The 24231-nt window shown below is 62.7% G+C and carries 23 protein-coding genes; 10 read left to right on the forward strand and 13 right to left on the reverse strand.

All coding sequences use genetic code 11. The features are described from left to right. From AC1XDK_RS28660 to AC1XDK_RS28675, 4 genes are all read right to left on the reverse strand, one after another. Positions 1-587, reverse strand: a 587-nt coding sequence (locus tag AC1XDK_RS28660; protein ID WP_483353435.1) for an FGGY family carbohydrate kinase, incomplete at its 3' end; no start/stop codon positions are given. 294 nt (positions 588-881) lie between these two features. After that, positions 882-1670, reverse strand: coding sequence for an HpcH/HpaI aldolase family protein (locus tag AC1XDK_RS28665; RefSeq protein ID WP_483353436.1), 789 nt, complete (start codon positions 1668-1670; stop codon positions 882-884). A 174-nt stretch (positions 1671-1844) separates the two neighbouring features. Continuing rightward, entirely contained in the window at positions 1845-2855 is a 1011-nt protein-coding gene (locus AC1XDK_RS28670) for a lamin tail domain-containing protein (RefSeq protein ID WP_483353437.1), read from the reverse strand. A gap of 31 nt (positions 2856-2886) precedes the next feature. Next, the gene (locus tag AC1XDK_RS28675; protein WP_483353438.1) at positions 2887-3030 is read right to left on the reverse strand and encodes a DUF5694 domain-containing protein; all 144 of its coding nucleotides are present in this window, start codon (positions 3028-3030) and stop codon (positions 2887-2889) included. A gap of 68 nt (positions 3031-3098) precedes the next feature. Between AC1XDK_RS28675 and AC1XDK_RS28680 the strand changes: the two genes are divergently transcribed. Together AC1XDK_RS28680 and AC1XDK_RS28685 are read left to right on the forward strand one after the other, a co-directional pair. Continuing rightward, positions 3099-3536: an SHOCT domain-containing protein gene (locus AC1XDK_RS28680; RefSeq protein ID WP_483353439.1), complete on the forward strand. Its 438-nt coding sequence runs from the start codon at positions 3099-3101 to the stop codon at positions 3534-3536. 71 nt (positions 3537-3607) lie between these two features. Beyond that, positions 3608-3811 (forward strand): DUF4177 domain-containing protein, encoded by a 204-nt coding sequence (locus tag AC1XDK_RS28685; RefSeq protein WP_483353440.1) that lies wholly within the window; start codon positions 3608-3610, stop codon positions 3809-3811. Positions 3812-3832: 21 nt separating this feature from the next. Here the strand turns inward: AC1XDK_RS28685 and AC1XDK_RS28690 are convergent, their stop codons facing one another. After that, positions 3833-5557 carry a MutS-related protein gene (locus AC1XDK_RS28690; protein ID WP_483353441.1) on the reverse strand — a complete coding sequence of 575 codons (1725 nt, stop codon included), beginning with the start codon at positions 5555-5557 and terminating at the stop codon, positions 3833-3835. 81 nt (positions 5558-5638) lie between these two features. Between AC1XDK_RS28690 and AC1XDK_RS28695 the strand changes: the two genes are divergently transcribed. Further along, positions 5639-8410 carry a PAS domain S-box protein gene (locus AC1XDK_RS28695; RefSeq protein WP_483353442.1) on the forward strand — a complete coding sequence of 924 codons (2772 nt, stop codon included), beginning with the start codon at positions 5639-5641 and terminating at the stop codon, positions 8408-8410. 53 nt (positions 8411-8463) lie between these two features. Next, a complete protein-coding gene (locus AC1XDK_RS28700) occupies positions 8464-9744 on the forward strand; it encodes a TIGR00341 family protein (protein ID WP_483353443.1) in 1281 nt (426 codons plus the stop codon). Here the strand turns inward: AC1XDK_RS28700 and AC1XDK_RS28705 are convergent. Beyond that, positions 9710-10855, reverse strand: coding sequence for a hypothetical protein (locus tag AC1XDK_RS28705; RefSeq protein ID WP_483353444.1), 1146 nt, complete (start codon positions 10853-10855; stop codon positions 9710-9712). The two genes, AC1XDK_RS28700 and AC1XDK_RS28705, sit on opposite strands and share 35 nt — an antisense overlap. 571 nt (positions 10856-11426) lie before the next feature. Here AC1XDK_RS28705 and AC1XDK_RS28710 point away from each other — a divergent pair. The 3 genes from AC1XDK_RS28710 (at position 11427) to AC1XDK_RS28720 (ending at position 13968) form a co-directional block, all read left to right on the forward strand. Then, positions 11427-12524 carry a FecCD family ABC transporter permease gene (locus AC1XDK_RS28710; protein WP_483353481.1) on the forward strand — a complete coding sequence of 366 codons (1098 nt, stop codon included), beginning with the start codon at positions 11427-11429 and terminating at the stop codon, positions 12522-12524. A gap of 112 nt (positions 12525-12636) precedes the next feature. Continuing rightward, on the forward strand, positions 12637-13476 hold the full coding sequence (locus tag AC1XDK_RS28715; RefSeq protein ID WP_483353445.1) for an ABC transporter ATP-binding protein: 840 nt from the start codon (positions 12637-12639) through the stop codon (positions 13474-13476). Positions 13477-13608: 132 nt separating this feature from the next. Beyond that, positions 13609-13968, forward strand: coding sequence for a hypothetical protein (locus AC1XDK_RS28720; protein ID WP_483353446.1), 360 nt, complete (start codon positions 13609-13611; stop codon positions 13966-13968). A 24-nt stretch (positions 13969-13992) separates the two neighbouring features. Here AC1XDK_RS28720 and AC1XDK_RS28725 read toward each other — a convergent pair whose 3' ends face one another. From AC1XDK_RS28725 to AC1XDK_RS28735, 3 genes are all read right to left on the reverse strand, one after another. Further along, the gene (locus tag AC1XDK_RS28725) at positions 13993-15105 is read right to left on the reverse strand and encodes a M24 family metallopeptidase (RefSeq protein WP_483353447.1); all 1113 of its coding nucleotides are present in this window, start codon (positions 15103-15105) and stop codon (positions 13993-13995) included. Positions 15106-15267: 162 nt separating this feature from the next. Then, the gene (gene glnK1, locus AC1XDK_RS28730) at positions 15268-15624 is read right to left on the reverse strand and encodes a nitrogen regulatory protein GlnK1 (protein ID WP_483353448.1); all 357 of its coding nucleotides are present in this window, start codon (positions 15622-15624) and stop codon (positions 15268-15270) included. Further along, entirely contained in the window at positions 15621-16991 is a 1371-nt protein-coding gene (locus tag AC1XDK_RS28735; protein ID WP_483353449.1) for an ammonium transporter, read from the reverse strand. Before AC1XDK_RS28735 ends, glnK1 begins: the two co-directional genes overlap by 4 nt. A gap of 544 nt (positions 16992-17535) precedes the next feature. Here AC1XDK_RS28735 and AC1XDK_RS28740 point away from each other — a divergent pair. Further along, the gene (locus tag AC1XDK_RS28740) at positions 17536-18366 is read left to right on the forward strand and encodes an NAD+ synthase (RefSeq protein ID WP_483353450.1); all 831 of its coding nucleotides are present in this window, start codon (positions 17536-17538) and stop codon (positions 18364-18366) included. A 21-nt stretch (positions 18367-18387) separates the two neighbouring features. Here the strand turns inward: AC1XDK_RS28740 and AC1XDK_RS28745 are convergent, their stop codons facing one another. Then, positions 18388-19002, reverse strand: coding sequence for a universal stress protein (locus AC1XDK_RS28745; protein ID WP_483353451.1), 615 nt, complete (start codon positions 19000-19002; stop codon positions 18388-18390). 153 nt (positions 19003-19155) lie between these two features. Here AC1XDK_RS28745 and AC1XDK_RS28750 point away from each other — a divergent pair, with 153 nt between their 5' ends. After that, positions 19156-20466, forward strand: coding sequence for an AI-2E family transporter (locus AC1XDK_RS28750; protein WP_483353452.1), 1311 nt, complete (start codon positions 19156-19158; stop codon positions 20464-20466). A 246-nt stretch (positions 20467-20712) separates the two neighbouring features. Here AC1XDK_RS28750 and AC1XDK_RS28755 read toward each other — a convergent pair whose 3' ends face one another. After that, positions 20713-20991, reverse strand: a complete 279-nt coding sequence (locus AC1XDK_RS28755; protein WP_483353453.1) for a hypothetical protein — start codon at positions 20989-20991, stop codon at positions 20713-20715. A gap of 30 nt (positions 20992-21021) precedes the next feature. Here AC1XDK_RS28755 and AC1XDK_RS28760 point away from each other — a divergent pair, with 30 nt between their 5' ends. Further along, on the forward strand, positions 21022-21303 hold the full coding sequence (locus AC1XDK_RS28760) for a WNWW family protein (protein WP_483353454.1): 282 nt from the start codon (positions 21022-21024) through the stop codon (positions 21301-21303). Between the two features lie 4 nt (positions 21304-21307). On the opposite strand, the gene AC1XDK_RS28765 is transcribed toward AC1XDK_RS28760, so the two are convergent. Together AC1XDK_RS28765 and AC1XDK_RS28770 are read right to left on the reverse strand one after the other, a co-directional pair. Beyond that, the gene (locus tag AC1XDK_RS28765; protein ID WP_483353455.1) at positions 21308-22045 is read right to left on the reverse strand and encodes a CPBP family intramembrane glutamic endopeptidase; all 738 of its coding nucleotides are present in this window, start codon (positions 22043-22045) and stop codon (positions 21308-21310) included. A gap of 312 nt (positions 22046-22357) precedes the next feature. Further along, the gene (locus AC1XDK_RS28770) at positions 22358-24148 is read right to left on the reverse strand and encodes a S9 family peptidase (RefSeq protein ID WP_483353456.1); all 1791 of its coding nucleotides are present in this window, start codon (positions 24146-24148) and stop codon (positions 22358-22360) included. Between the last annotated feature and the right edge of the window lie 83 nt (positions 24149-24231).

Below are 24231 nucleotides of genomic sequence, written 5' to 3' on the forward strand. Positions count from 1 at the left end.
CGCGAGGCGTTCGTCACGTCCGTGATGTGTTCGCCGGTCAGGTTGTAAATCAACCACGTGTCGATGGTGCCGAAGAGAATTTCGCCCTCCTCAGCACGTTCGTGGATGTCCTGCGGTCGGGTGCGCTGGAGCTTTATCGGGTCGGCGTTGTCGAGCAACCACTCGGCCTTCGTCGCCGAGAAGTAGGCGTCGGGTTCCAACCCCGTCTTCGCGCGGATGTCGTCTACCTTCCCGTCCGCTTCCAACTGCTCCACGCGGTCGGTCGTCCGGCGGTCCTGCCAGACGATTGCGTCGTGGACCGGACTGCCGCTGTCCTTGTCCCACAGCAGGGTCGTCTCCCGCTGGTTCGTGATGCCGATGGCTTCCAACTGGTCGGCCGAAACGTCCGCCTCCTCCAACGCGGTGGTGACGACGTGTTGTGTGTTCTCCCAGATTTCGAGGGGGTCGTGCTCGACCCATCCCGGTTCCGGGTACTTCTGTTCGTGTTTTTCGTAGGCGCTTTGGACGACCCGACCGTCGTGGTCGAACAGCATGAACCGCGTTCCGGTCGTTCCTTGGTCGATAGCGCCAACATAGGTTTCTGACATTGACTCCCCCATTCGGTGCGCCGGTTCATTCCGCCGTTCGGCTACACCTCGGGAAAGAGACGGGACGAAGAATAATGATGTTTTCCCACGCCATCACCGACGACGCGCCGAAAGATACCCTCAGCTCGCGTCCGCGATGCGGTCGTACTGGCCCGCCGAGAGCTCGATGTCCCCCGCGCCGACGTTCTCCTCCAACTGCTCGACGGTCCGCGCGCCAACGACGGAGAAGCCGACCACACATACCGAGACGGGATAAAACGAGTCGCGTAGGTGCGTCGCTCGAGACTAGCGGGTTCAGGTCCCCTCGTACGCGTTCAACCACTCGGCGACTATCTCTTGAATTGCGAGGGCGGTCGTGCCGATGTTCAGGATCTGATACCCGTTCCGAGCCTTCTCGTTGACGTCCTCCATTCCGAAGCCGAGGTTGCCCACGGGCACGCCTCGTTCGACACCCCTCGAACGAACGGTTTCCACGGCGTCCTGTACGTCCGGATTATCGAGTTCACCGGGAGAGCCGACCGCGACCGAAAGGTCGAACGGGCCGACGAAAACGAAACCGAGGTTCGGAACGTCGAGAATCGAGTCGATGTTCTCGACCGCCTCCAAGGACTCTATCGTAACCCCGATAAGCACCTCTTCGTCCTCGGTGGCCGCGTAGTCGTCCTCCAGTCCCCACCGACTCGCTCGTGGAACCGCGAGACCGCGTTCGCCCGGCCCGCCGTCGTAGCGGAAGTACGCTGCCCGCACGATATCCCGTACCTCGTCCGCCGTATCGACGTGTGAGAGGAACACGTTTCTCACACCGGCGTCCAGTACCTTCCGAACGAGCGCCGGTTCCGTAACCGGTACTCGAACCAACAGCTCCGTTCCAGACAGCTCGCTCGCGCGGAGTAGTGATTCCACCGCGCCTGCGTCCAACGGACTCGGACCCGCGTGTTCGAAATCGATCCAAACGAAATCGAGTCCGAGGTCGCCGTACAGTTCGACGAGCGTCGGCGAGTACGTGTCTTCGGCCATCCCGAGCGTGACATCGCCGTTTTCGAGCCGTTTCCGTAAACTTGTCGTATTTCTTTCTCGTGCCATGAGTCCCCCCCACCGGGTACCGACACGGGTTGTCCGACGGTGCGTTTCGCGCCACCTGTGATCGATTTCGCACCGCTATCGGTGTCGGGTCGGCGGACGTGGTACGCTACCGACGGTAGTAGCGCTGCTGGTCCGCGCTGCCGAGCGAACACTCCATCGGGAGAACACTACACGTCAACCGGAATATTCCGCGCGCACCACCACGTCCCCGCTCGCGTTCCGAACGACGACCGTATCCCCGCCATTGTTCCAGACGGCACCGTCGGACCCCCAGTAGAGTTCCGACCCCGAGTCGGCCCCGCTCCCCGTGTAGAGCATGAGCGTCTCCCCGCTTGCAAGCGTCACGCCCGACGGCACGCGGTACGTGTGCCCGCCGTCGTCCGAAACCGTCCACCCGGAGAGGTCGAGGGTCCCATCGCCCGCGTTCTTCAGGACGACGTACTCGTCGTTCAAGTTCTCGTGGTCGTTGCCGTCCGCGTCGGCGTGGATTCGAGCGACTGCGAGGCCGTCCGTCCCGCCGTCGGTCGCCACTCGGGTCGTCGGTTCGTCCGTGCTTCCCCGCCCATCCCCGCTCACCTGTCCGTTCGCACACTCCCAGAGGCCGACGCCGTCCTTCTGTGCGCGTGATTCGGCGGCGTAAAACCGGTCGCGCTTGGTGAATTCGCTGTCGTACACCCGCGCGTAGCCCTGTTCCACCAGTTGGTAGTTGAAGAGCGTGCCGTCCGACTCGCGGATGTAAATCAGCAATCGGCCGTAGTATCCACGCGGTCCCTCGTTCGCGTCGAGCGTGATGGTCACTCGCTCGTCCACGAGTTGGGTTCTGGCGAACTCGCTCGCCTTGTGTCCCCAGTCGCGGAGGCAGTTCTTTCCGCTCGCGTCGTCGGGGACCGCTTCGAACTCCGTCGGGTCGTTTTCGGTGTGGACCTCGGGCGTATCGACGCCGAGGAGGCGACCCGTCTCCTCCGTTCCGTTCGCGTAGCGGAACTCCACGGTATCGCCGTCCACGATTCGGGTGATAGTGACGGTCCAGTGACGGGATTGGGACTGTGAATCGCCGTTCGAAGCCGCTCCGTCCGAGCGGGGCGTCGTGGTATCCTGCACCGACGCACACTCGGCGGTCAGGACGCTCGCGCAGACGAGAAGTACGACGACGGAGACCGACTGCGAGGAATCCGTGAAAGACACGAGGGTACCGAGACGCTTCCGGCGGTTAAATCTATGCGACTCCTCCGGCGTCGCGGTCCTCGAACGGACCGGAGTCGGGTTCCGCAGGATACTCGTCTACCGCGACGACTCGCTCGTGGTCGAGATGTTCGGCGAGTCGGAAACCGACTTGGGCGTTTTCGTTCCGGCACTCCAATCGACGCCAAACGAGTACGCGAGCGAACGAGAAGGACGTTTTATATTCCAGCGCCGAAACGAACCGATATGGGCGACACACCGACCGAGCGCTTCCGCGAGAACGCGACTGAAATCGCGTCGATTCTCGTCACGGGGTTCTGGCTTCTCGCTCTCTTTACCGGCCAGAGTTGGTGGCTTCCGGCCATGCTTCTCGGCTACGTCATCGTCATTCCGATAGTCGAAATGCTGTTCGGGGACGACGAGGACGTCGAGGGCAGGTGGGACGATATGTGGGACGACGATTGGTGGGACTGGTCGAGCAGTAACGAACGTTCCAACGAACCCACCGAAACCGTCGAACCGAACAACAGGGACGCCCTCGAAACCCTCAAAAACCGATATGCGCGGGGGGAACTCACCGACGAGCAGTTCGAGCGAAAGCTGGAGCGGCTCATGGAAAACGACACCGTAGAGGACGTCGAGGAACGATTGAGACGGAAGGAACGGGACGTAGAGCGGAACTGAACGCCGAGAGAGGAAGGGAGTGGTTTTCTTCGGGCGAAAGTTTATACGGAAAAACGGGACAATACGGCTCCATGGACGAATGGGAGTACAAAATCGTGGAGCTGTCGGACGGTGGACTGTTCGGCGGGAGCGAGGAACCGACCGAGGCCGACCTCAACGAACTCGGAGCGCAGGGCTGGGAACTGGCATCGTCCCTAACCGGGTCGAACAAAACACTCGGCGGGCGACCCAAAAGCGAGACGAGTGCGTTGGTGTTCAAGCGACCGAAGGAGTGACGGAGCGGTCCACCGAGCGAGTTACTCCGCGTCCGCCCACGAATCCAGCGTCTGCTGAATCAGCGCCTCGCCGACGGCGCGGCCGAGGACGTCGTATCCGGCGCGTTCCGCGCGGTCGTCCGAGGAGGCAATGAGACGCGAGACGATAAACTCCGGCGTGGACTTGCCGACCGTCTGGAACCGCGGCTGGTAATCGACGAGGAGGTCCAAGTCCTCGTTCAACCCCTCGGCGAAGATTCCGTCCTTGCGCGCTCGTCCGGGGAGCGGGTTCAAATCGTCCGCGAGGTGAGTCACGAACACGCCGAGCGCCCCCCTATCGACGGTCAGGCTGACGAGTCCGTGGAGGAGGTTCGCCGCACTGCCGGGTTCCGTGATGGCCTCGAACTCGTCCACTAACATGAGTGTGCGTCCGTCGTTCGTGAGCGGTGGAACGATACTTCGGAGCGTGGATTCGAGCACGCCCGCGTTGAAACTCGCGTGGCGGCGGTGGAAGACGATGGCGTCCGAAATCGACACCTGTGCGCGCGAAGCGGGTACGGGAAGCCCCATCTGTGCCAACAGGCCGACCTGACACAGCGTTTCGAGCAGGGTCGTCTTCCCGCCGCTGTTCGCACCGGTCAGGACCGTCACTCGGTCGCCCTTCGGCGGTCCCGCGACGTGGTGGTCGCCGATGCCATAGGTGATGGGTTGCACGTCGCCCGCGGTGGCGAGAAACAGGTTTCGCGCGTCATCGACCGCGAATCCGGAGTCCACGAACTCCGGGCGCGTCATGTCGAACGCGTCGGCAAAGCGGGCGAGCGACAGCGAAACCGCGAGGTCGCTCACGGCCGACACGGCGTCGTCGATGGCGTCGCGGGCGGTTTCGATGTCGGTTTCGAGCGCCGAAACGACCGTCTCCTCTCGCTCTTCGACGGCGTTCTTCGTTTCCGCGACGAGTTCGCGGAGCGACCCGCCGACGAAATCGGTGGCGTCGGTGGCCTCACCGACCGTCGCGTCGCGGACTCGCTGTGGTTCGATATCGGTTTCGCGGGCGACGTACTCGACGTAGCTCTCGCAGAACTCGTCCGGCGATCGCACGTCGCCGGATTGGACGGATTCGAGTACGTCCAGGGCACCGCTTTCGAGGCGTTCGACCGCGGTCAGCGTTGCCCGGAGGTGGTCGAGTTCCTCGTCCGCTCCCTCGACAACCGTACCGTCGTCGATTTTTCCGAGGGCACCGGCGGCGACGGCCAGGTCGTCAGCGTCGATGGCGGCTACCGTAGCGAACGCGCCGTCCGTCACGCCGGTTTGCTGGAGGGAAATCGTCGTCTCCACCGCGGTTCGTTCGCTACCGTCGTACTCCTCGAACGCGTCGAGGACGGTCGTTCGCGTCGCGTCGTTTAGTTCGTCCCACGATTCGACGGCGGCCATGACCGAATCGAGTCGTTCGGTGGCCTCCTCCCGGGAGCGAACCGGCGTCAGGACGCGAATTCGGTCGCCAGCGTCGGGCGTGACGGCGTAATCGCTCGCGAGGTCGAGCAACGATTTGTACACCGAGCGGGCGTCACGGGTGGCGAGGACGGCCATTCCCTCGCCGCCGTTGGCCTGTCGAAGTATCCGCGTCGCTCGGCCGCGGGACAGCCCTGCGGTCGTGAGTGCGCGAACGTCGCTCGATTCGATGGCTCGAATCGCTCGTTCGACGCCCAATTCGGCTTCGAGCAGTTCGCTCGTCTTCGGCCCGACACCCCAGTAATCCTCCAGCCTCATACCTGTCCGCTGACACGGACGGCTATTAATCATTCCCGTTCGACCGAAACATAGAGAAAGCCATGGCGAGTTTATGTTCCCATGCCCCTCCATGAAGAATACCCTGAACCGCCGCGTATCCACCACGTCGGCGACACGAGCGGGGTTTCACTTCCGGGGATATCGACGGAAAAAGCGAGCGTCGAGCGGGCGTTCGACGCCCTCGACGCGACGGAGTGCATCGTGTGTGAACACGGACTGCCCGAATGTGACGCGCTCGCCGTGCTGAGCGAGGTGCGCGAACGCGATTCGAGCCTTCCGTTCTTCGTCGTGAGCGACGACGACGAAACGATTGTCGAAGCGTTTTCGATGGACGTAACGGACTGTATCGGTCCCGAGGACCGGAAGATTCTGTCGCACAAAATCGAACGCGCCGTGACCGGCTATCGGAACGAGCGGGCGCTCTCACGGGCCAACGCAGTTCTCGAAGCTGTTCCGGACGCCGTCGTGGCTATCGACACGGAGGGAACGGTTCGGTACGCCAACGACGGACTCGAGCGGGTACTCGGCTACGACTCCAAGGAGATAGCAGGTGAACCGTTGACGCGCGTGATTCCGGAGCAGTTGGAGTCGCTGTACGAAGCGGCATTGAGACGGTATTCAGAAACGGATGAGCGAAGCCTCGACTGGGAACATTTCGAGACGAGGGCACGGCACCGCGACGGCCACGAGGTCCCGGTGACGCTTTCGCTTCGGAACGCGACCGACGGCGGCGAGGAGTTGATAACGGGAATCGTCCGTGACGTTTCCGAGCGTAAGACGGTGGAGACGGAACTCGAAGCGTCACGCGAGCGCTATCGGGAGTTGGTGGCAACGAGTCCGGAAGCCATCCTCGTCGCCGACACGGAAACGGGGAAGATAGTCGATGCCAACGCCGCGGCCGAGGAACTCCTCGGCCGGTCACGAAGCGAGATCTGCGAGATGTATCAGTGGGAGCTACACCCGCGAGAGCGACAGACCCACTATCGGCGGATCTTCGAACGGCACGCGGAGGAAGGTGGAATAATGCGAAACAGGGACGACCTCACGGTCGTTCGGTCAGACGGGGAGGAGGTACCGGTGGAGATCAGCGCGAACCGGACCCAACTCGACGGGCGGCGGGTCATTCACGGAATCTTCAAGGACGTCTCGGAGCGGAAGGCCCGCGAACGGACGCTCGCGTACCTGCGGTCCGCGACACGTGAACTCATGACGGCCGAAACGAAGGCAGACATTTGCAAAATCGCGGTGGAGGCCGCCGGCGAGGAGTTGGAACTCCCCCTCTCCGGTATCTATCTCGCGAACGACGAGGAGGACGTACTGCGGCCAGTCGCGGTGACGGAGACGACGGAACAACTATCGGACGAACTGCCGCGTTTCGAGGCCGGGGAGGGTCTCACGTGGTCGGCGTTCGAGTCGGGCGAGGCGACCACGTTCGGCGCGAAAGAGGGGCAGATGACCGACGACCGACCGGTTTCGGTCGAACAGGAGATGGTGATTCCCCTGGGCGAACACGGCGTGTTCCTGTTGGGGTCGCTCTCCGATTCCGAACTGGACGAGTACGTCAGGGACTTCGCGGAGATTTTGGCGACGAACGTCCGGTCGGCACTCGACCGGGCGGCACGCGAGGAGACCCTTTCCACCCAGCGGGCCGAGTTGGTGGAACTGAATCGCATCAACGAGGTCATCCGCGACGTGGACCAAGCGCTGGTACAGGCGACGAGTCGGGAGGAAATCGAGGAAGCGGTCGTGAACCGGTTGGCAGCGGCGGGACCGTACGAATTCGCGTGGGTTGGCGAAAGCGAAGTGAGCGCCGAAGCCGTCCGCACTGTGGCGAACGCTGGCGATACCACCTATCTAGATGCGGTCGAAACGGCCGCGGATATGTGTAACTGTCCGGTCGAAAAAGCACAGACGACGGGCCGAGAAGTGGTCGTCGAGGACGTGGAAATTGACCCCGATTTCGAGGCGTGGGGAGAGGAGACGCTCGACGGCGGTGTGCAGTCGATGGCCGCCATCCCGATTCGGTACGACGAAACCTGCTACGGCGTCCTCGCAGTCCACGCGAACAGAGGAGGAGCCTTCGACGATAGAGAACGGGAGGTTCTCGTAGAACTCGGCGAGACGATGGGGATGGCGATAGCCGCGATGGAGAGCAGAAAGGCGTTGGCTTCCGACTGCGTGGTCGAAGTGGAGATGGAGATATCGGACGCCGACCATTACTTCGTTCGTATCCCACAGGAGTTGGGGTGTACGTTCACCCTCTACGGAACGACGATGTCCCAGACCGGCGAAATCCACTGTTTCATCACCGCCTCCGGCGTGCCGTCGGACGTCGTCCTCGAACGAACCGCGAAAGCGGACGGAATAACCGACACGCGACTCATCCGCGAACGCAACCACGAGTGCGTCTTCGAAGTGACCTACGAGGGGCCGTCGTTCGTCAAGACGCTCGTGGATAGGGGAGGGGCAATCGGATACGTCGAAGCGAACGAAGAACGTGCGCGTGGTACCGTCGAACTCCCGGCCGACGCGAACATCAGGGGAGCAGTCGAGGCGGTGAAGAACATCGCACCGAAGGGACGCGTCGTCGCTCAACGTGAACGCGAAAAACCGGAACCGACGGCGACGGAGTTCCGCATGCAACTGTCGGAGTCCCTGACCGACCGACAACGGACGGCGATGGAGACGGCCTATCTCGCCGGGTTTTTCGAGTGGCCGCGGGACAGCACGGGCGAGGAGGTGGCGGAGTTGCTGGACGTATCGGCACCCACGTTCCATCAGCACCTCAGACACGCGGAGGCGAAACTGCTAAAAACGTTTTTCGACCGATAAGACGGCGGTTTTCGGCCGGAGGGGTTTTCATCCCCGCGTCGGATGGTCCGGGCATGCGTCTCATTCAGATCCTCGTCCCGGACGACTGTCGGAGCGAGGTTCTCGCCGTGCTCGACGACGAGCACATCGATTACGTTCTCACGCGGGAGGACGGTAATGGCGATGACGCCGCAGTCGTCCAGTTTCCGGTCCCGACGCAGGCGGTGGACGCCGTCCTCACGGACCTCAGGGATGCGGGGTTGGACGAGGAGGGCTACACCGTCGTCGGAAGTTTGGAGACGGCCCGAACACCGAACTTCGACGAACTCGAAGACCGCTTCGTCAAGGGGCGCGACGAGGACGACAGCATCGCGACTGAGGAGATTCGGACGAAGGCGCTCGGGATGAACCCGAGTCCGGTGACGTACTTCGCCATGACCGTGCTGTCGGCCATCGTCGCCACCGCCGGATTGTTGCTCGATTCGCCCGCGCTCGTCGTCGGGTCGATGGTCATCGCACCGCAGGTGGGGTCGGCGATGACGACGAGCGTCGGACTCGTGTTGAACGACCGCGACATGATACGCGACGGCCTGTGGTCGCAGGTTCTCGGACTCGCCGTCGCCATCGTCAGCGCGACGATTTTCGGGTGGTCACTCAAATCGGCCCAGTTCATCCCGCCCGCCCTCAACGTGGCGACGGTGAACCAGATAAGTCAGCGAACCTCCCCCGGATTCCTCTCGCTCGCGGTGGGTCTCTGTGCCGGAGGGGCGGGCGCGTTGGGCCTCGCAACCGCGCTGCCGGTGTCGCTCGTCGGCGTCATGATCGCCGCGGCGCTCATTCCCGCGGCGGCGGCCGTCGGCGTCGGACTGGCGTGGGGTCCGCCGGTACTCGCGTTCGGCGCGTTCGTTCTACTCGTGGTGAACGTCGTCTCCATCAACGCCGCCGGAAGCGGGGCTCTGTGGGTCCTCGGCTACCGTCCGAAGACGGAAATGAACTTTCGGAACGCCGCGCCGACGCTCGTCGCCGTCGCCGTTCTCCTCGTTTCGTTCGCGGGTGCGGGGGCGCTGATGAGCCAGCAGGTCCATACGGAGAACACGGCGAACAGGGAGGTGCAGTCGCTTTTGGAGGGGAATCAGTACAAGGAGCTGGACCTCGTGAAGGTGAGCGTCGAGTTCGACGACATGGGTTTAGTGGACAACTCGCAGCACGTAACGGTACTCGTGACTCGGCCATCGGGAAAGCGATATCCCGGATTGGCGAAGAAAGTCGCGGAGCGAATCTCCGTGAAACTCGACGGCAGAACCGTGGTCGAACTGGAGTTCACGGAACGTCAGCAGTCGGTGGCGAGAACGTGAACCCGTGGTCTGCCGTGATTCGATAGGCAGCGGTCCCCCAGATGTAGTCCTCGGCGGGCCACCACGTCCGCGCGTTGTTGATGCTCGCCACGAGGATGCCGTCCTCCGGGTTTTCGAGGTCGGAGTGGTAACTGACGCTTCCGCTGTCGCCGTCGGTGAACGACGACTGGGACCCCCACTTCAGTTGGCCGTGTTTGCAGACGGTGCCGTACGCGCAGGTCATCCCGTCGATAGCCTGAATCGGGCCGGACGTGTAGCCCGAGACGACCGCTATCTTCTCGAGCTTCGACCCGCGGGCTTTGAGATGAGCGAGGCCCGCCCGCGTGAACTGCCCCATGACGGTGGACGGCGACCCACCGTCGATGGCGTTCGTCGGGACCGCGTCGTTCACCGGGTCGACGCGGACGAAATCGTCGAGCGCGTAGCCGCGTCGTACCTCGCCGACCTTTCGCCATCCGTCGCGCCGTTTGACGAAGAACGGTTCGCCGCTATGTTGCTCGCCGCCGTCGCCGTAGAGGTGGTTCGACGTGGTGAAAAACGGCGTCTCGCCGTCGTACATGGCCGGGCAGAGCGTGGCGGCCGCGTCCCTGCTCCCACACTCGATGCTTCCCGGAATGCGACTTCCGTCGAACGGACGCTCGTCCGAATTTCCGTTCGGTGTTTCGGCTCCCGACCGAACCCGATTCACCTCGACGGCGACGTCGCCGACACGCTCGGGAACGGCCCCCGTCGCTTCGTCGTCGGTCACGTCCACCGCGAGGGTGGCGTTCCGGCCACCGAACTCCCCCGGAACGACGGCACTCCCGACGACGCCGGGACGCGAGAGCACGTCGGAGCGTTCGTGTGCGTCGAACGCTGCGCGGAGGTCCGCGAACCAGTCCGCCGGAACAGTCGTGGTCAGCGGTTCCGAGTCGGGGCCGTGACCGTACACGAGCGGTACTTCGTCCCGGCCGGCCGCCCGCACGTCGTCGGGGGTGAGCAGGGCGGCCATGGACCCTAACCCGGCACCCGCGAGCGTCGTGATGAACCGTCTCCTCCCCATCGCTTCGAGTCGTTTGTCGGACAGAGAACGCAGTAGCGGTCGCTGTCCGATGTCGTCGTGTCTCCCCATCGTGTCGTTCCCCCATTCCCGAACCGGAGTACGACGGACGGCCACTTGAAAGTGAACCGTCACGCTCGACGGATGTCGGCTGAAATTATCGAGAAGTGGGAGTGTTTTAGGCACGCCGAAAAATAGAAACGTACACGTGTGTTTAGGCTAGCCTAAAAGATGGGCGTGGTAGCAGACGAGTCGACGTTCACGATGCGACGACACGCTCCTCGGCTGTAGCGCCGCTCTCATGGTTGAAGCTCCAAATCGGGGTCACACGCCGAGCCGCGAATCAAATCACGAATCGACGTACGAATCACGAATCAGTGCGACGCGAGTGCGGTAGGCATCATCGCTCGCGTCGTCTCATATCATCGTCCGATACGATGGCAGGAATATGAAACGTGGACATGGACGATGAAACGAACCCGGATTGCGGGGAGAAGGGAAAAACCAGGAGTAAATCCCGGTATCGGAGCGAACCAAAGCTCTTATCGGATATTAGGGGGACCTAAAAGCAAAGACGAACAGCGAGGCGGGTAGTGCTTTGCTGGAGGATACGATGGAAGAAACCGAGGATGGAACGACACGTATGACGGAGGAGGCCGAGACGGGAATAGGGGCGCAACTGGACGGCTCTCTGGCGATGCTCGTCCTCGCCAGTATCGCCATCGTCGTGATTTCGGCGCTCGTGCAGGTCAGTTTCGGGGCGTACTCCACGACGCTCTCACAGGCGTGGCACGCCGTGTTCAACCCGAAGGTGGTTACGAACCCGGACGTACTCACCGCACTTTTACTCGGCACTGAAATCCCGTCGAACGTGACGTTGAGCAACACCACGACGGTTATCTGGAGTCTCCGTCTACCGCGGGTGTTCGTCGGCATCTTCGTCGGCGCGAATTTAGCCGTCTCGGGTGCGATATTTCAGGCCGTCACGCGCAACGAACTGGCCAGTCCCTACATTCTCGGCGTCAGCCACGGGGCCGGCTTGGCCGTCCTCCTCACCCTCGTCGTGTTCAGCGGACTCTCCGTCTTCCTGCCGATATTCGCCGCCGTGGGCGGTATCGCGGCGTTCATCGTCGTCTACGTCATCGCGTGGAAGGGCGGGACGAGCCCCGTCCGTCTCGTCCTCGCGGGCGTCATCGTCGGCACCATCTGCTCGTCCCTACAGCGCGGCCTGTTCTTCTTCGCGCAGGACATCGGCGTGGTACAGACGGCCCTCTCGTGGACCACGGGGTCGCTCACCGGTACCGGGTGGGAGCAGGTCCGAATCATCCTCCTCCCGACGTTAGTGATACTTCCGCTCGCGATGTTGGCGTCCCGACAGCTAAACGTTCTCCTGCTCGGCAAACGAACCGCCCGCTCGTTGGGTATGTCGGTCGAACGCGTCCGGTTCGCGCTTTCGACGCTTGCGATTCTCGCAGCCAGTTCCGCGATTTCGGTCGCCGGAATCGTCGGCTTCGTCGGCCTCATCGTGCCGCACGTCGTCCGGAACATCGTCGGCAGCGACTACCAGAAACTCCTCATCGGAAGCCTGTTCGCCGGACCCGCGCTGGTGGTCAGCGCGGACGTGGGCGCTCGCCTCGCTCTCAACCCGATACAGATTCCGGTGGGCATCGTCACCGGGTTGGTTGGTGGGCCGTACTTCCTCTATCTCATGCGGAAGCGCCAAAAGGTAGGTGAACTCTGATGACGAGAGATGCCGCAATCGGGGACGGTGCAGGACGGGGAGGAATCGAACGCGAACGAGCGCGTGATATGGAAATCACCGGCAGTAGAACGAATCCGCCGGAGGAATCAGAATGAGTACAGAAATGAACGACGGACTGAGCGAGGAAACGGGCGACGAAACGGACGGACAGGCCAGCGAACTGTTCGGTGAGGAGTTGGCGATAGGCTACCCGAACTCGGGAATCATCGTCGAGTGTGACTCCATCGTCCTCCCGGAGGGCGAAATCACCGCGCTCGTCGGTCCGAACGGGAGCGGTAAATCGACGCTCCTCAGGGCGCTCTCGCGGGAACTCGACCCCGAGAACGGGGCGGTTCGACTCGACGGCGAGGATATCCGAGCGTTCGGAACGAAGGAGTTGGCGCGAAAGTTGGGGCTCCTCTCGCAGGAAAACGAATCGCCCGGCGGGTTGACCGTCGAGGAACTCGCGTACTACGGGCGCTATCCACACCGCGGCTTCTTCGAGTCGAAGACGGACGAGGACCACGAGGCGGTCGAAACGGCCCTCGAACGCGCCGGCGTTACCCATCTCCGGGACGAGGCGATGAACAATCTCAGCGGCGGCCAGGGACAACTCGCGTGGATCGCGATGGTGCTGGCACAGGAAACCGACGTGCTCCTGTTGGACGAACCGACGACGTATCTCGATTTACGCCACCAGTTGCGCGTTCTCGAAGTCGTCCGAACCCTCTCCCGCGAGGAAAATTTGACCATCGGTATCGTCCTCCACGACATCTCGCAAGCCGCGCGTTACGCCGACAACCTCGTCGCCCTGCGCGACGGCGAACCGTACGACTGGGGACCGCCGGACGAGGTCGTCACCGAGGAACTGCTCGCCGACGTGTTCGGCGTCGAAGCGACGGTCGGACTCGGCCCCGATGGGCCGATAGTGAACCCGCAACAACCGCTCTGAATGCGAAGTGAGTGGGTTCGGGAGACCAAGCCGAGAGGCGTTCCAGTCAAGTCCGCGTTCGGCAACCGATTAGCGGGCACACATTTTTAACCGGAGGAAAAATACGGGTAGATAACAGGACGGCACGAGTTCATGAACACAGTGAAGTATGCAAACCGACTCGCCGACCACCCCCTCGGCCGCCTAGCGATATTCGTCGTCGGAATCGCCGTCCTCGTCGCGGTGATGGTGTTCTATCCACCGTTCGGGACCGTAGTATGGTGGGGGTTTCCAACCATGTTCGTTCTCTTCGGCGTCAAGGAACTGTATTTCCACGGAGGGGACAGCACCCTATCGGTCGTCGCCGGTTCCCTGTTCGTACTCGGCGGCGTCAGTCGCGCGCTGTACCAACTCGTCCCGATGGACGAGTTCGCCGGAACGGTGGCGAACCTCGTTCCGCTCTTCGGAGTGTTCGCCATGATGTACGCACAGCACTACCGCGAAAACGAGTAAATCGCCTCAGCGTAACTCCATTCCTCAGAGCGCCTGCCACGTCCGCGGCGAGTCGTTCAGGCGCTCACAGCCGTCCTCCGTGACGACGACCAAATCCTCGATTCGGACGCCGAACTCGCCGGGGAGGTAGATTCCGGGTTCGACGCTGAACACCATGCCGGGTTCGAGTTCCAACTCGTTGCCCTCGACGATGTACGGCCCTTCGTGGACGTCCAAGCCGACGCCGTGGCCCGTCCGGTGGATGAACTCCTCGCCGTAGCCGTAGGACTCGATGACCTCGCGGGCGGCGCGGTCCACCGACTCGGCCGTGACACCGGGTTCGACGGCTTCGACGCCCGCCTGCTCGGCTTCGAGGACGGCTCGATGGACCCCTTCGTACTCCTCCGGTGGGTCCCCGGCGAATACGACGGTTCGGGTCTGGTCTCCGGGATAGTCGCCGACGTACGCGCCGAAATCGAGGACTACGGGGTCGCCGTACTCAATTTTCCGGTCCCCGTGGCCGTGGTGTGGTTTCGCGCCGTTCGGGCCGGACCCGACGATGGTACCGAAGGCGGGTTCGTCGCCGCCAGCGTCGGCAAGTCGGGACTCGATTTCGGCCGCGAGTTCGGTTTCGGTCATGCCGATGGCCTCCTCGCCGAGTTCCCGGATTTCGACGCTGGCGCGGTCCGCGACTTCTCCCGCCCTCCGCAGGGCCTCGATTTCCGTCTCGTCCTTTCGCATTCGAAGCGGTTCGAGCACCTCGCTCGCCAATCCGAACGTCGCGTCGGGGAGCGCACGCCGGAGGTCCTGCGTGAACAGCGCCCACATCGTGTCGTCCACGAGGATTCGGCCGCCGCGGAGGGCGAACTCGTCGGCGATGTCGTTCACGAGGGAGAGCGGGTCGTCGCCGTCGCTCCACGTTCGAACGTCCGAAATCCACGACTCCTCGGCTATCTGTTCTCCGTACATGTCGGGGACGACGAAAACGGGGTCCCCCGTCTTCGGAACGAACAGGAGCAGGTGGCGTTCGGCGGGGTGCTCATCGAAGCCGGAAACGTAGGACAGGTTCGTACTCGGAAAGAGGACGAGCGCGTCGGCCTCGACCGCCTGCAATCGCTGTTGACTCCTGCGGGTTCGCTCCGCGAAAGCGTCGGGCATGATTCGACTGTCGTCGCTGTGGTGGTAAAAGTTCACTCCTCGGCAACTCCGGCGGTGGAATTTCCTGTCCGATATAGAGGATTTCAGGAGAGAAACGGGCAACGAAGGGCGGAGAGCGGGCAAGGTTACACGGTTACGAAGCGACTCGTCGGAGGCGCCGGTTCAGACAGCGTCCGGCCCGCGTTTGCCGGTTCGGACCTGACAGGCGCCGCTGACGGGCAGGACGAAAATCTTCCCGTCACCGGGTTCGCCGGTCGAAGCGGCCTCTTGGATGGCTTCGACGACGTCTTCGGCCGGGACGTCGGCGACGACGCACTCGATTTTGACCTTCTGGTGGAGGTCGACGACGTACTCCTCGCCGCGCCACTGACTCTTCGTCGCCGGTTGACTGCCCCGTCCGGAGACGTTCGTGACGGTCAGACTCGGCGCGCCGGCTTCGACCAACGCTCGCTTGACGTTCTCCAGTCGAGCGGGACGAATGATGGCGACTACCATCTCGATTCCGGAATCGGCGCTCATCTGTTCTCACCTCCGTCCGCCATGGCGGGGCCGTCCGTGGTCCCCGTCGGGGAACCGCCGCCGGTCTCGTCGAAGGATTCGACGAATTCGGGGTAGGCCACGATACCGTGTTCGGAGCTATCGAGTCCGGTGTGTTCTTCCTTCTCGTCGACGCGCAGGCCGACGGTCACGTCGGCGAGCTTGAAGATGAGGTAGGACGTGACGAGCGTCCAAACGGTGATGACCAAGATACCGACGGTCTGCATGGTGAACTGTGCGAGCGAGAAGCCCGAGACGGCGAACACGGGAATGAGCCACGTACCGATGGCACCCGCGCTCCCGTGGACGCAGAAGACGCCACACACGTCGTCGACTTTGAGCGTGTCGACGACCCAGCGGTAGACGAGGGGAACCTGCACGCCCGCGATGATGCCGAGGACGATGCCGCCGACCCACGTGACGTGGGGGACCGCGCCGGTGACGGCGACGAGACCCGCGAGGAGGCCGTTGGCCGTGAACAGCGGGTCCGGCTTGCCTTCGAGGTACGTCGTCGTCAGCGCGGCGGCGGCCGCGCCCGCACCCATTCCGAGGGTCGTGTTGAGCGCGACGCGACCGAGCGTGGCACCTGCGAACTGGAGGGCACCGTTCTCCACGGAGAGAACGCTCGCCTGCGTCCCGACGTTGAAGCCGTACCAGCCGAACGCGAGGATGAACGTTCCGAGCATGACGAGCGTCAGCGAGTGACCGGGAATCGGCACGCTGTTGCCGTCCTTATCGAAGCGACCGCGACGGGGACCGACCATGTACGCGCCCACGAGTCCGGCGATTCCGCCGAGCATGTGGACCACGGTCGCTCCCGCGAAATCCATGTACCCCACACCTTCGGCGATTCCGAAGGCGGACCCGACCGCCTGTCCGAGGTAGCCGCCCGCGGAGAGCAGGCCGCCTCCCCACGCGAAGCCCTGAACGACGGGGTAGATGACCGCCGTCAGCGCGATGGAGTAGAACAGGTAGGCTTTGAAGTGTAGCCGTTCCGCGACCGCACCGCTGACGATGGTGGCGGCGGTCATGGCGAACACCGCACCGAACAGCCAGCCGACCCACGCGCTCGGGTCGTTGATGTAGGCGAACGCCTCCGCCATCGAGAACCCGCCGGACGAGGTGAGACCGGCGGCGACCGCCGCGATTCCCGAACCGACGAGGAAGTAGATGAGAACGCCGAGACACCAATCCATCATGTTCTTCATCAGGACGTTGGCGACGTTCTTCGCACGAACCTGTCCGGCCTCCAGCATGGCGAAACCCGGCTGCATGAAGAAGATGAGGAACGAAACCGTGAGCACCCACACGCTGTTGATGCCCGACGCGATGGTGTTCAAATCGACCATCAGTCACCACGCTCCTCGACCGGTCCTGAACGATCCACCGAAACCGAATTGTTTACCTTTTCGCCCGTTTCCGCCGTGTTTGTAATCCAAGTCACGCTATAGAATCGTGATTCAAAAGGATATAAACCTAAGTGTTTACGAATGTCCGATTATTTCGGTACTTATTGACGAGCGGTCAGTTTACAATCAGATATATTCTGTTTAAGGTCGTAAAGCGTCCAGAAATACGTCTTTGAAAACGAAATAACCGAGCGTTCGTCAACAAACATAGATGGCAAAAAGCACACATCTTTTTGAGGAGTGCGCGGCGATGCGCACAGTGGTCATAAACTGTGGTAGCCCGATGATTAAACACCTAAAACACAACCTAAAAAGTATTCATCGACCCACGAGAAGCGTTTTATACTGCCAGATTGTTTCGTTATCACGTGAATACAACCACAATCGTCCTCAAATACACGCAAAGTCCCCAACATTGTTTTTCGCATTTGCGTCAGTTTTCAGTGGGGAGCGTGGACGTTCCGTACGATGGGGTGACGGGGACGTGACTTCGTCGTACCTCCCGCCGACCGAACTGCTGACCGACGAGAAGAATTTGGAAGCGACACACCAACAGCTCACCCTGTTCATCGAGGAATACGTGGAGCGGTCGGGGACGAGCGGGGTCGTCGTCGGGATGAGTGGTGGCGTCGATTCCACGTTGACGGCGGCCCTCGCGGTCGATGCCCTCGGTCCGGACCGCGTGTTCGGGTTGTTGCTCCCTTGTAACAAGACCGCCGAGGTGGGAAGCCACGACGCTCTGACCGTCGCCGAAGCGCTCGGTATCGACTACGAGGAGATTCACCTCCAACCGCTCACCCGGTGTTTCGAGCGTCTCCTCGTCGGTGACGAGGGGCGCGACGAACGGATTCGCGCGCTCGGCAACACCACTGCACGACTGCGCATGGCCTGTCTCTACTACGCGGCGAGCACGCAGTCGAAACTCGTCCTCGGGACCGGAAACCGCTCGGAACGGCTCCTCGGCTACTTCACGAAGTACGGCGACGGCGGCTGTGACCTCCTTCCGTTGGCGAACCTCTACAAGACCGAGGTTCGGGCACTCGCCCGGCACATGGGACTACCGTGCCGAATCGTTGAGAAGCCCTCCACAGCAGGGCTATGGGCTGAACAGACCGATGAGGGGGAGTTAGGTGCGACGTACGACTGCATCGACGCCGTGTTACACTACGTGGTGGACCGTCGCTACCGCGCCGAGACCGTCGCCGAGGAACTCGACATCCCGATAGAGACGGTCTGGGAGGTCCTCAACAAACACTTGGAGACGCATCACAAACGGCGTCTTCCTGCCACGCCCGGCCGGGAATCCGTCGAGTGAGGTGCGGGAAAGCGACAGCGGTCACTCCCGTGGCTGGATGCTCGCCACGCTCGTCTCGCCCGTCGCCGGATCCACGTGGACGTTGAACGTCTCCTCGTCCGCCGCCGCACGAACGATCCACGTGTTGGCCGCCCGATACGGCGTTTCCGTGACGGACACGTCGCCGTACCCCTCGGCGGCGAGTGCGTCTTTGGCGATATCGATAGCTTCCTCCTCGGAGTCGATGGTTCGCAGGCCGGGAGAGCGAACGAGGAGGACGGGTACGACGGAGTGGCGGGCGACACGCTCCGCGACGCTTCCGAGGAGTACCCGACCCACGCCGGTTCGACCGTGGGTCCCCATCACGATGAGGTCGATGTCCCGTTCGTCGGCGTAGCCGAGGATACGGTCGGAAGGGCGGCCGTCCGTCACGTCGCCGACGACATCGACGCCGTACTCTGTCGCCTGTTCGATGGCTTCGTCGGTGACGTGCCTTCCGTCCGCTTCGAGTTCGTCCGCGTCCCCGACCAACTGTTGGCTGACGACGTGGAGGACGTACACCGTCGCGTCGTACTTGTCGGCGATGTCGACCGCGTGGCTCACCGCCCCCCGCGTTTCGTGTCCCCCGTCGACCGGAACCAGAATACGTTCGTACATCGGTGAATGTAGAACGTGAATCGGTAAAAGTCGGGGTGATTTTCCGGTTCGAATCGGTGGAGTCGAACCGGGTCTTCGATTCGACTTCGACCGACCCCGACGGCTATAGCGTCGGCGAACGTACGGAGTATTAGGTGGGGACCTGACGATACGATGGATGGGAACATAGCGCTGTTACGGAAGCGGGCGCGTCTCGCGTGGTGGGTGGTCGGCCTCGTCCTCGGGGTCGTCGTCCTGTTCGTGTTCTACTCGTTCGAGGGGACGTTCGTCCTCGGGCTGTTCATGTACTACGCGACGCGGCCGATATACGACCGATTGGAACACCGGTTAGGTCATCCGGGGTTGACCGCGGTCGCGGCGCTCGTAACCGTCGCGCTCCCCGTCGTGATTCTCGTCTCCTACGCGGTCGCCGTGAGCGCGGTCGAAGTCGCCACGATTGCGGGACAGTCGTTACAGGGCTACGAGGGCGTCCTCCAACCGTACCTCGATTTGTCGTCGCTGACGGTCCATCCCCAGCGAATCCTCGAATTGGCCCAGCAGAGTCAAGGAGAGTTCATGCGCCTCGGCGGCCCGGAGTTCCTCAAAACCGCCGCGGACGTGGCGGCGGCGTTCGGTACGGGACTTCTCCAGTTGTTCGTCGCGCTCGCGTTCGCCTTCTACCTGCTCCGGGACGACGACAAACTGGTTCGCTGGTTCGTCAGCGACATCGGTGGCGAACGAAGCACGGCGTACACCTACGTCGCCGCGGTGGACCGAAGCCTCCAGACCGTCTACTTCGGGAACATCCTCAACGCCTTCGTGGTCGGCCTCGCCGCCGCCGTGGTGTACAACCTCGCCAACGTCTTCGCGCCGCCGGGGCTCTCGGTTCCGCTTCCGACCCTCCTCGGGTTGCTGACCGGGGTCGCGAGCCTCGTCCCTATCGTCGGGACCAAACTCGTGTACGTGCCCATCGCGGCGTACCTCGTCGTCCGGTCGTTCGAAATCGGACCGAGAACGCTCTGGTTTCCCGCCGCGTTCGTCGCCCTGTTCATCGTCGTCATCGACCTCGTGGCCGAAGTCATCATCCGACCGTACATCACGGGTCGCGAACTGCACGTCGGTCTGATGCTGTTCGCGTACATCTTCGGTCCGCTCCTGTTCGGGTGGTACGGGCTGTTTCTCGGCCCCCTGGTGCTCGTCCTCCTCGTCCAGTTCAGCCGCGTCGTCCTCCCCGATTTGATGCAGGGAACGCCGATTCAGGCGCGAGAGGCCACGGACGCAATCGGAGGAGACGACCCGGAAAACGAAGGGGATGCGGCGGAGAGAAACACGACGGGGAAAGGGGATGAAGGGGACGAAGGAGGGGAAGGAACCGGAAAGGAACCGGAATCGGGAACGCAAGCCGAATCGGAGTCGGAAACTTTCGAAGAGGAATCCAACGACGGGGAAGCGGACCGCGACGAGAACGATACATCTCCAGCCTGAGCGGTTCGAGCGTTAGAATCGGCCAACAATCAAACCGCAATGGAGAGGACCGTGATATTCCCAACTACATGGCAGTGTGGAATTAACTTGTGAGGAACCGGTATCGGGACGGTCGCTCGATTGTCGCCGCCGTTCGACGCACGAATCGGACTCCGGCGTCGGGACCGGTTGGTCGCGGAACAGCGCTGGCACCTCCGATAGGTGACGATACCACGAGGTGGGAAAACTGCTATTTCGGAGATGACTTCAGTACTGTTCTTTCTTTAGGTCCTCCAGATGGCTTTGGATTCGGGGGAACTTCGATACCTCCACGAACGCGTACTCCGCGCCGCCGAAGAACGACTCCGGAACCTCCGAGTCCGAGAGGTGCAGTTCGGGGTCGGAATCGACGTGGTTTACCTTCTGAAAGGGGATGACACGGGCGAGTCCTGGGTCAGCGTTAAGACAGACGACTGCGTTTTCTTGAACGAGTACCGCGTCGTACTCCTGTGCCTCGTATTCGTCTACCGCGAAGACCGTCGGCATGGGTGGAAATACGCGGAGAACGCTATTAAAATGAACCCGACCGAACTGGACCGACGACTGCGCGAGCGATTCGACGCACCCGAGGGTGCCCGCAGAGTAGTCGTTCGGGAGGCCCGCGACCTGTCGGATTCGGGGCGGTACCGAAAACATTCGGGAATGGACCTCACCGCCGGGGCAATCGTCGGCCATTTAGAGGACGCGCCGAACGACATGTCGCTTCCCGAGCGGTGGAACTGGTGGGTCGGGTCGCTCGAAATCGCCTACGGCGGCTACACCGAGTTTCTCATCATGCGGTGGCAGGGTCAGGAGTGACGACTCACGACGGCAGTTGGCCCGTCACCATCAGATACGCGAGTCCGAACTGGAGCGCGTTGAACGCGCCGTGAATCAGCGACGAGACGACGATGTTGCCGGTGTACTCGTATGCCGCCCCGAGGACGGGCGAGAGAACGAACAGGATGGCGAGGTAGACGAACTTCCCCCCTCCCTGTAGCGAGAAGAAGTGAACGAACGCGAAGATGAGGCTCGCCAGTGCGATGGCGGGCGACCGCCCGAACGACTCGCGGAGGCGTTCCTGTACGACACCGCGATAGAGCAGTTCCTCGCCGGGACCGATGAGGAGGAACGACAGCGGAATCAGCAGGAGAAACACCCGCGGGTCCTGTTCGCCGATGGTGGCGAGTTCGTTCTGAGCCGACTGAATCCCGAGCGTCGTGAGGACGACGGACACCACGAGGAGGCCGCCGTAGAAGACGACGAACCCGCCGACGGTCCACCCGAGGTCCGAAAGCGTCGGAAACCGAACCCCGATGTACGAACGCCCGCGACCGGTGTAGCGGAGGTACGCCAGCGCGAACACGCCGAAGGAAACCCCTTGGCCCATCACGATGGAGACGGCGACCAACAGCGTCGGACTGGAGAGCAAGTTGATTCCGCCGGCCGAAAACACCAGTGCCGTGAGGAGGACGACGATGACCGCGAAGGCGTACCCGCCGAACCCCAACCCGGCGGCGACGAACACCGCACGGGAACGCGCGTTCCACAGCGCCGTCATTCGTTTGCCTCTCGAAACCCCGCGCTAATCGCTCCCGTGATGACATGTCCCACCCCAATCTCCTCCATTTCGGGGTTCGACGTGGAGGGTACTGACTATTGTGTAGAAATACTGTCTCGTTCGGCGTGGCAAGAAAGGCACGACGAAGGCGTGATAGACCGACGAAAGAAAAACGAACCCCGACGGTCGAAAAAGAAATGATGGCGGCCGGTGGTTGAAGCGAATCGAACCCTGTATTTTCGCCGATGGAAGCGATTGTAATCGGTAGGCACTGCCTACCCGGACGATTCCCCGCCACGGAGAGCGCGAGTCCTACACGTGTTCGTCGAGGAAGGCGTCGATGCGTTCGAACTCCTCCACGAGGTTTTCGCGCGAGGTGGTGTGATGACCCTCGTCCTCGAAGATGCAGGTCTCGACCGGGACGCCTCGTTCGCGAACCTTCTCGGCGATTTGCTCCGCTTCGCCGACCGGGACGCGGGGGTCGTTCGCGCCGTGTTGGATGAACAGCGGACAGGAGATACGGTCCGCCTCGTGAATCGGGCTGATTCGTTCGAGCAACTCCGTATCGTCGAGCGACCCGTACTCCTGTTCCCGGTGGCTTCGCCGCCACTCGCCCGTGTTTTCGAGGAACGTCTCGAAGTCGGCGATGCCGACGAAATCGACGGCGGCGGCCCAGAGGTCGGGGTACTCCGTAATCGCCGCGAGGACCATGAAACCGCCGTAGGAGCGTCCGTAGGCGACGATTCGGTCGGAGTCCACGGCGTCCTGACCGTGAAGCCACTCGACCGCTGCCTCGATGTCGGCCACCGAATCCATCCGTTTGTCCGTGTCGTCCAGTCGGGTGTAGGCCGTGCCGTACCCGCTCGACCCGCGAACGTTCGGTTCGAAAATCGCGTAGCCCTGCTGGAGGAAGAACTGCTTCGTCGGGTAGAACCATGGTTGACGCTGGTACTGCGGCCCGCCGTGGATGTCCACGATGACGGGCGTCTCGCCCGATTCCGCGTTCGACGGGAGCGTCCAGTAGGCCGGAATCTCTCGGCCGTCGAACGACTCGTATCGCACGATTTCGGGGTCGAGGAACGTCTCGCGGGGGATGCCGAGCGTGCCGAAGTCCGTCCACCGCTCGGCGGTTCCGTCCTCCGGGTCGAGGACGAGAACGTTCTGGGGGTCGTCGCTGCGACTCATCGAGAGCGCACATTCGCCGTCGGGACCGAAGCCGACACCGAATACGACGCCGTCCGGGAGGTTCGGTTCCGACAGGGATTCGATGCCGTCGTCGCCGTCCACGAACCGCCCGGCGTGAATCTCGGAGTACCCGTCGACGTTCCGCACCCACACCGCGCGGCCCGTTCCGGCGTGGAGGGAGAAGTGGGAGACGTTCCACTCTCCCGCCCCCTCGACGACCGTGTGCGTGCCGTCGTCGAGGTCGAGTCGGCAGACGTAGGTCGTGTCCGCACCGTGGTTCGTCATGCAGTAGAGTTCGCCCTCCGGTCCGAACGTCACGTCGTGATATCGGGCATCCGTGTCGTCCGTGATTTTTCGGGTGCCGCCCGTCTCGGGGTCGAGGAGGAACAGGTTCTGGTCGAAACTGGCGTTCGCCCGCGAGAAGACGATTCCGGGTCCGCCCCACGCTTCGACGCTCAGGAATCCGCCCGGTCCTTCGTGGACGAGCGTCGGGTCCGTCTCGTCCCGACCCTGCACGTACACGTCGAACGTCCCGACATCCCGACGATTTGCGACGAACGCGATTTCGTCGCCGTCGGGACGCCACGCGCCCCACCCGTGGATAGCCTCGGGAGTCGCCGTGAGCGCCGTTTCGGTCCCCGTATCGAGGTCGTAGCGGTACAGTTGGTCGTGTTCGTCGCTTCCCGTGTCCATGCCGAAGACGACCTCCGAGCGGGTCGGGGAGGCGGAGACGAACGAAACTCGTTCGTCGTGGGCGGTCAGACGGGACGGGAACGACCCCGGTTCGTCGAGCGACCAGACCTGCGGCGTCCCCGTCGTGTCGGCGAGGTAGACGAGCGTTCCGTCGACGGTCATGGTCGGCGAACTGGCCGAGTCGATACCGAGATAACGCGTGAGTGGATAGCGAGCGTCCGACATGCCACAGTCTCTGAAGGGTGACGGCAAAAGAATTCGGCTCGGGTGCCTCCGTGGCCGGTTCTTGCGGAAAGACCTATCCTGAT

The organism is Haladaptatus sp. HS23, from assembly GCF_056892285.1.

Bases quoted from the DNA above. Each gene is read 5' to 3' on its own strand.
- AC1XDK_RS28665 (WP_483353436.1), bottom strand. From the start codon at position 1,670: ATGGCACGAGAAAGAAATACGACAAGTTTACGGAAACGGCTCGAAAAC.
- AC1XDK_RS28680 (WP_483353439.1), top strand. From the start codon at position 3,099: ATGGGCGACACACCGACCGAGCGCTTCCGCGAGAACGCGACTGAAATC.
- AC1XDK_RS28685 (WP_483353440.1), top strand. From the start codon at position 3,608: ATGGACGAATGGGAGTACAAAATCGTGGAGCTGTCGGACGGTGGACTG.
- AC1XDK_RS28690 (WP_483353441.1), bottom strand. From the start codon at position 5,557: ATGAGGCTGGAGGATTACTGGGGTGTCGGGCCGAAGACGAGCGAACTG.
- AC1XDK_RS28695 (WP_483353442.1), top strand. From the start codon at position 5,639: ATGCCCCTCCATGAAGAATACCCTGAACCGCCGCGTATCCACCACGTC.
- AC1XDK_RS28700 (WP_483353443.1), top strand. From the start codon at position 8,464: ATGCGTCTCATTCAGATCCTCGTCCCGGACGACTGTCGGAGCGAGGTT.
- AC1XDK_RS28705 (WP_483353444.1), bottom strand. From the start codon at position 10,855: ATGGGGAGACACGACGACATCGGACAGCGACCGCTACTGCGTTCTCTG.
- AC1XDK_RS28710 (WP_483353481.1), top strand. From the start codon at position 11,427: ATGACGGAGGAGGCCGAGACGGGAATAGGGGCGCAACTGGACGGCTCT.
- AC1XDK_RS28715 (WP_483353445.1), top strand. From the start codon at position 12,637: ATGAGTACAGAAATGAACGACGGACTGAGCGAGGAAACGGGCGACGAA.
- AC1XDK_RS28720 (WP_483353446.1), top strand. From the start codon at position 13,609: ATGAACACAGTGAAGTATGCAAACCGACTCGCCGACCACCCCCTCGGC.
- AC1XDK_RS28725 (WP_483353447.1), bottom strand. From the start codon at position 15,105: ATGCCCGACGCTTTCGCGGAGCGAACCCGCAGGAGTCAACAGCGATTG.
- glnK1 (WP_483353448.1), bottom strand. From the start codon at position 15,624: ATGAGCGCCGATTCCGGAATCGAGATGGTAGTCGCCATCATTCGTCCC.
- AC1XDK_RS28735 (WP_483353449.1), bottom strand. From the start codon at position 16,991: ATGGTCGATTTGAACACCATCGCGTCGGGCATCAACAGCGTGTGGGTG.
- AC1XDK_RS28745 (WP_483353451.1), bottom strand. From the start codon at position 19,002: ATGTACGAACGTATTCTGGTTCCGGTCGACGGGGGACACGAAACGCGG.
- AC1XDK_RS28750 (WP_483353452.1), top strand. From the start codon at position 19,156: ATGGATGGGAACATAGCGCTGTTACGGAAGCGGGCGCGTCTCGCGTGG.
- AC1XDK_RS28755 (WP_483353453.1), bottom strand. From the start codon at position 20,991: ATGCCGACGGTCTTCGCGGTAGACGAATACGAGGCACAGGAGTACGAC.
- AC1XDK_RS28760 (WP_483353454.1), top strand. From the start codon at position 21,022: ATGAACCCGACCGAACTGGACCGACGACTGCGCGAGCGATTCGACGCA.
- AC1XDK_RS28765 (WP_483353455.1), bottom strand. From the start codon at position 22,045: ATGACGGCGCTGTGGAACGCGCGTTCCCGTGCGGTGTTCGTCGCCGCC.
- AC1XDK_RS28770 (WP_483353456.1), bottom strand. From the start codon at position 24,148: ATGTCGGACGCTCGCTATCCACTCACGCGTTATCTCGGTATCGACTCG.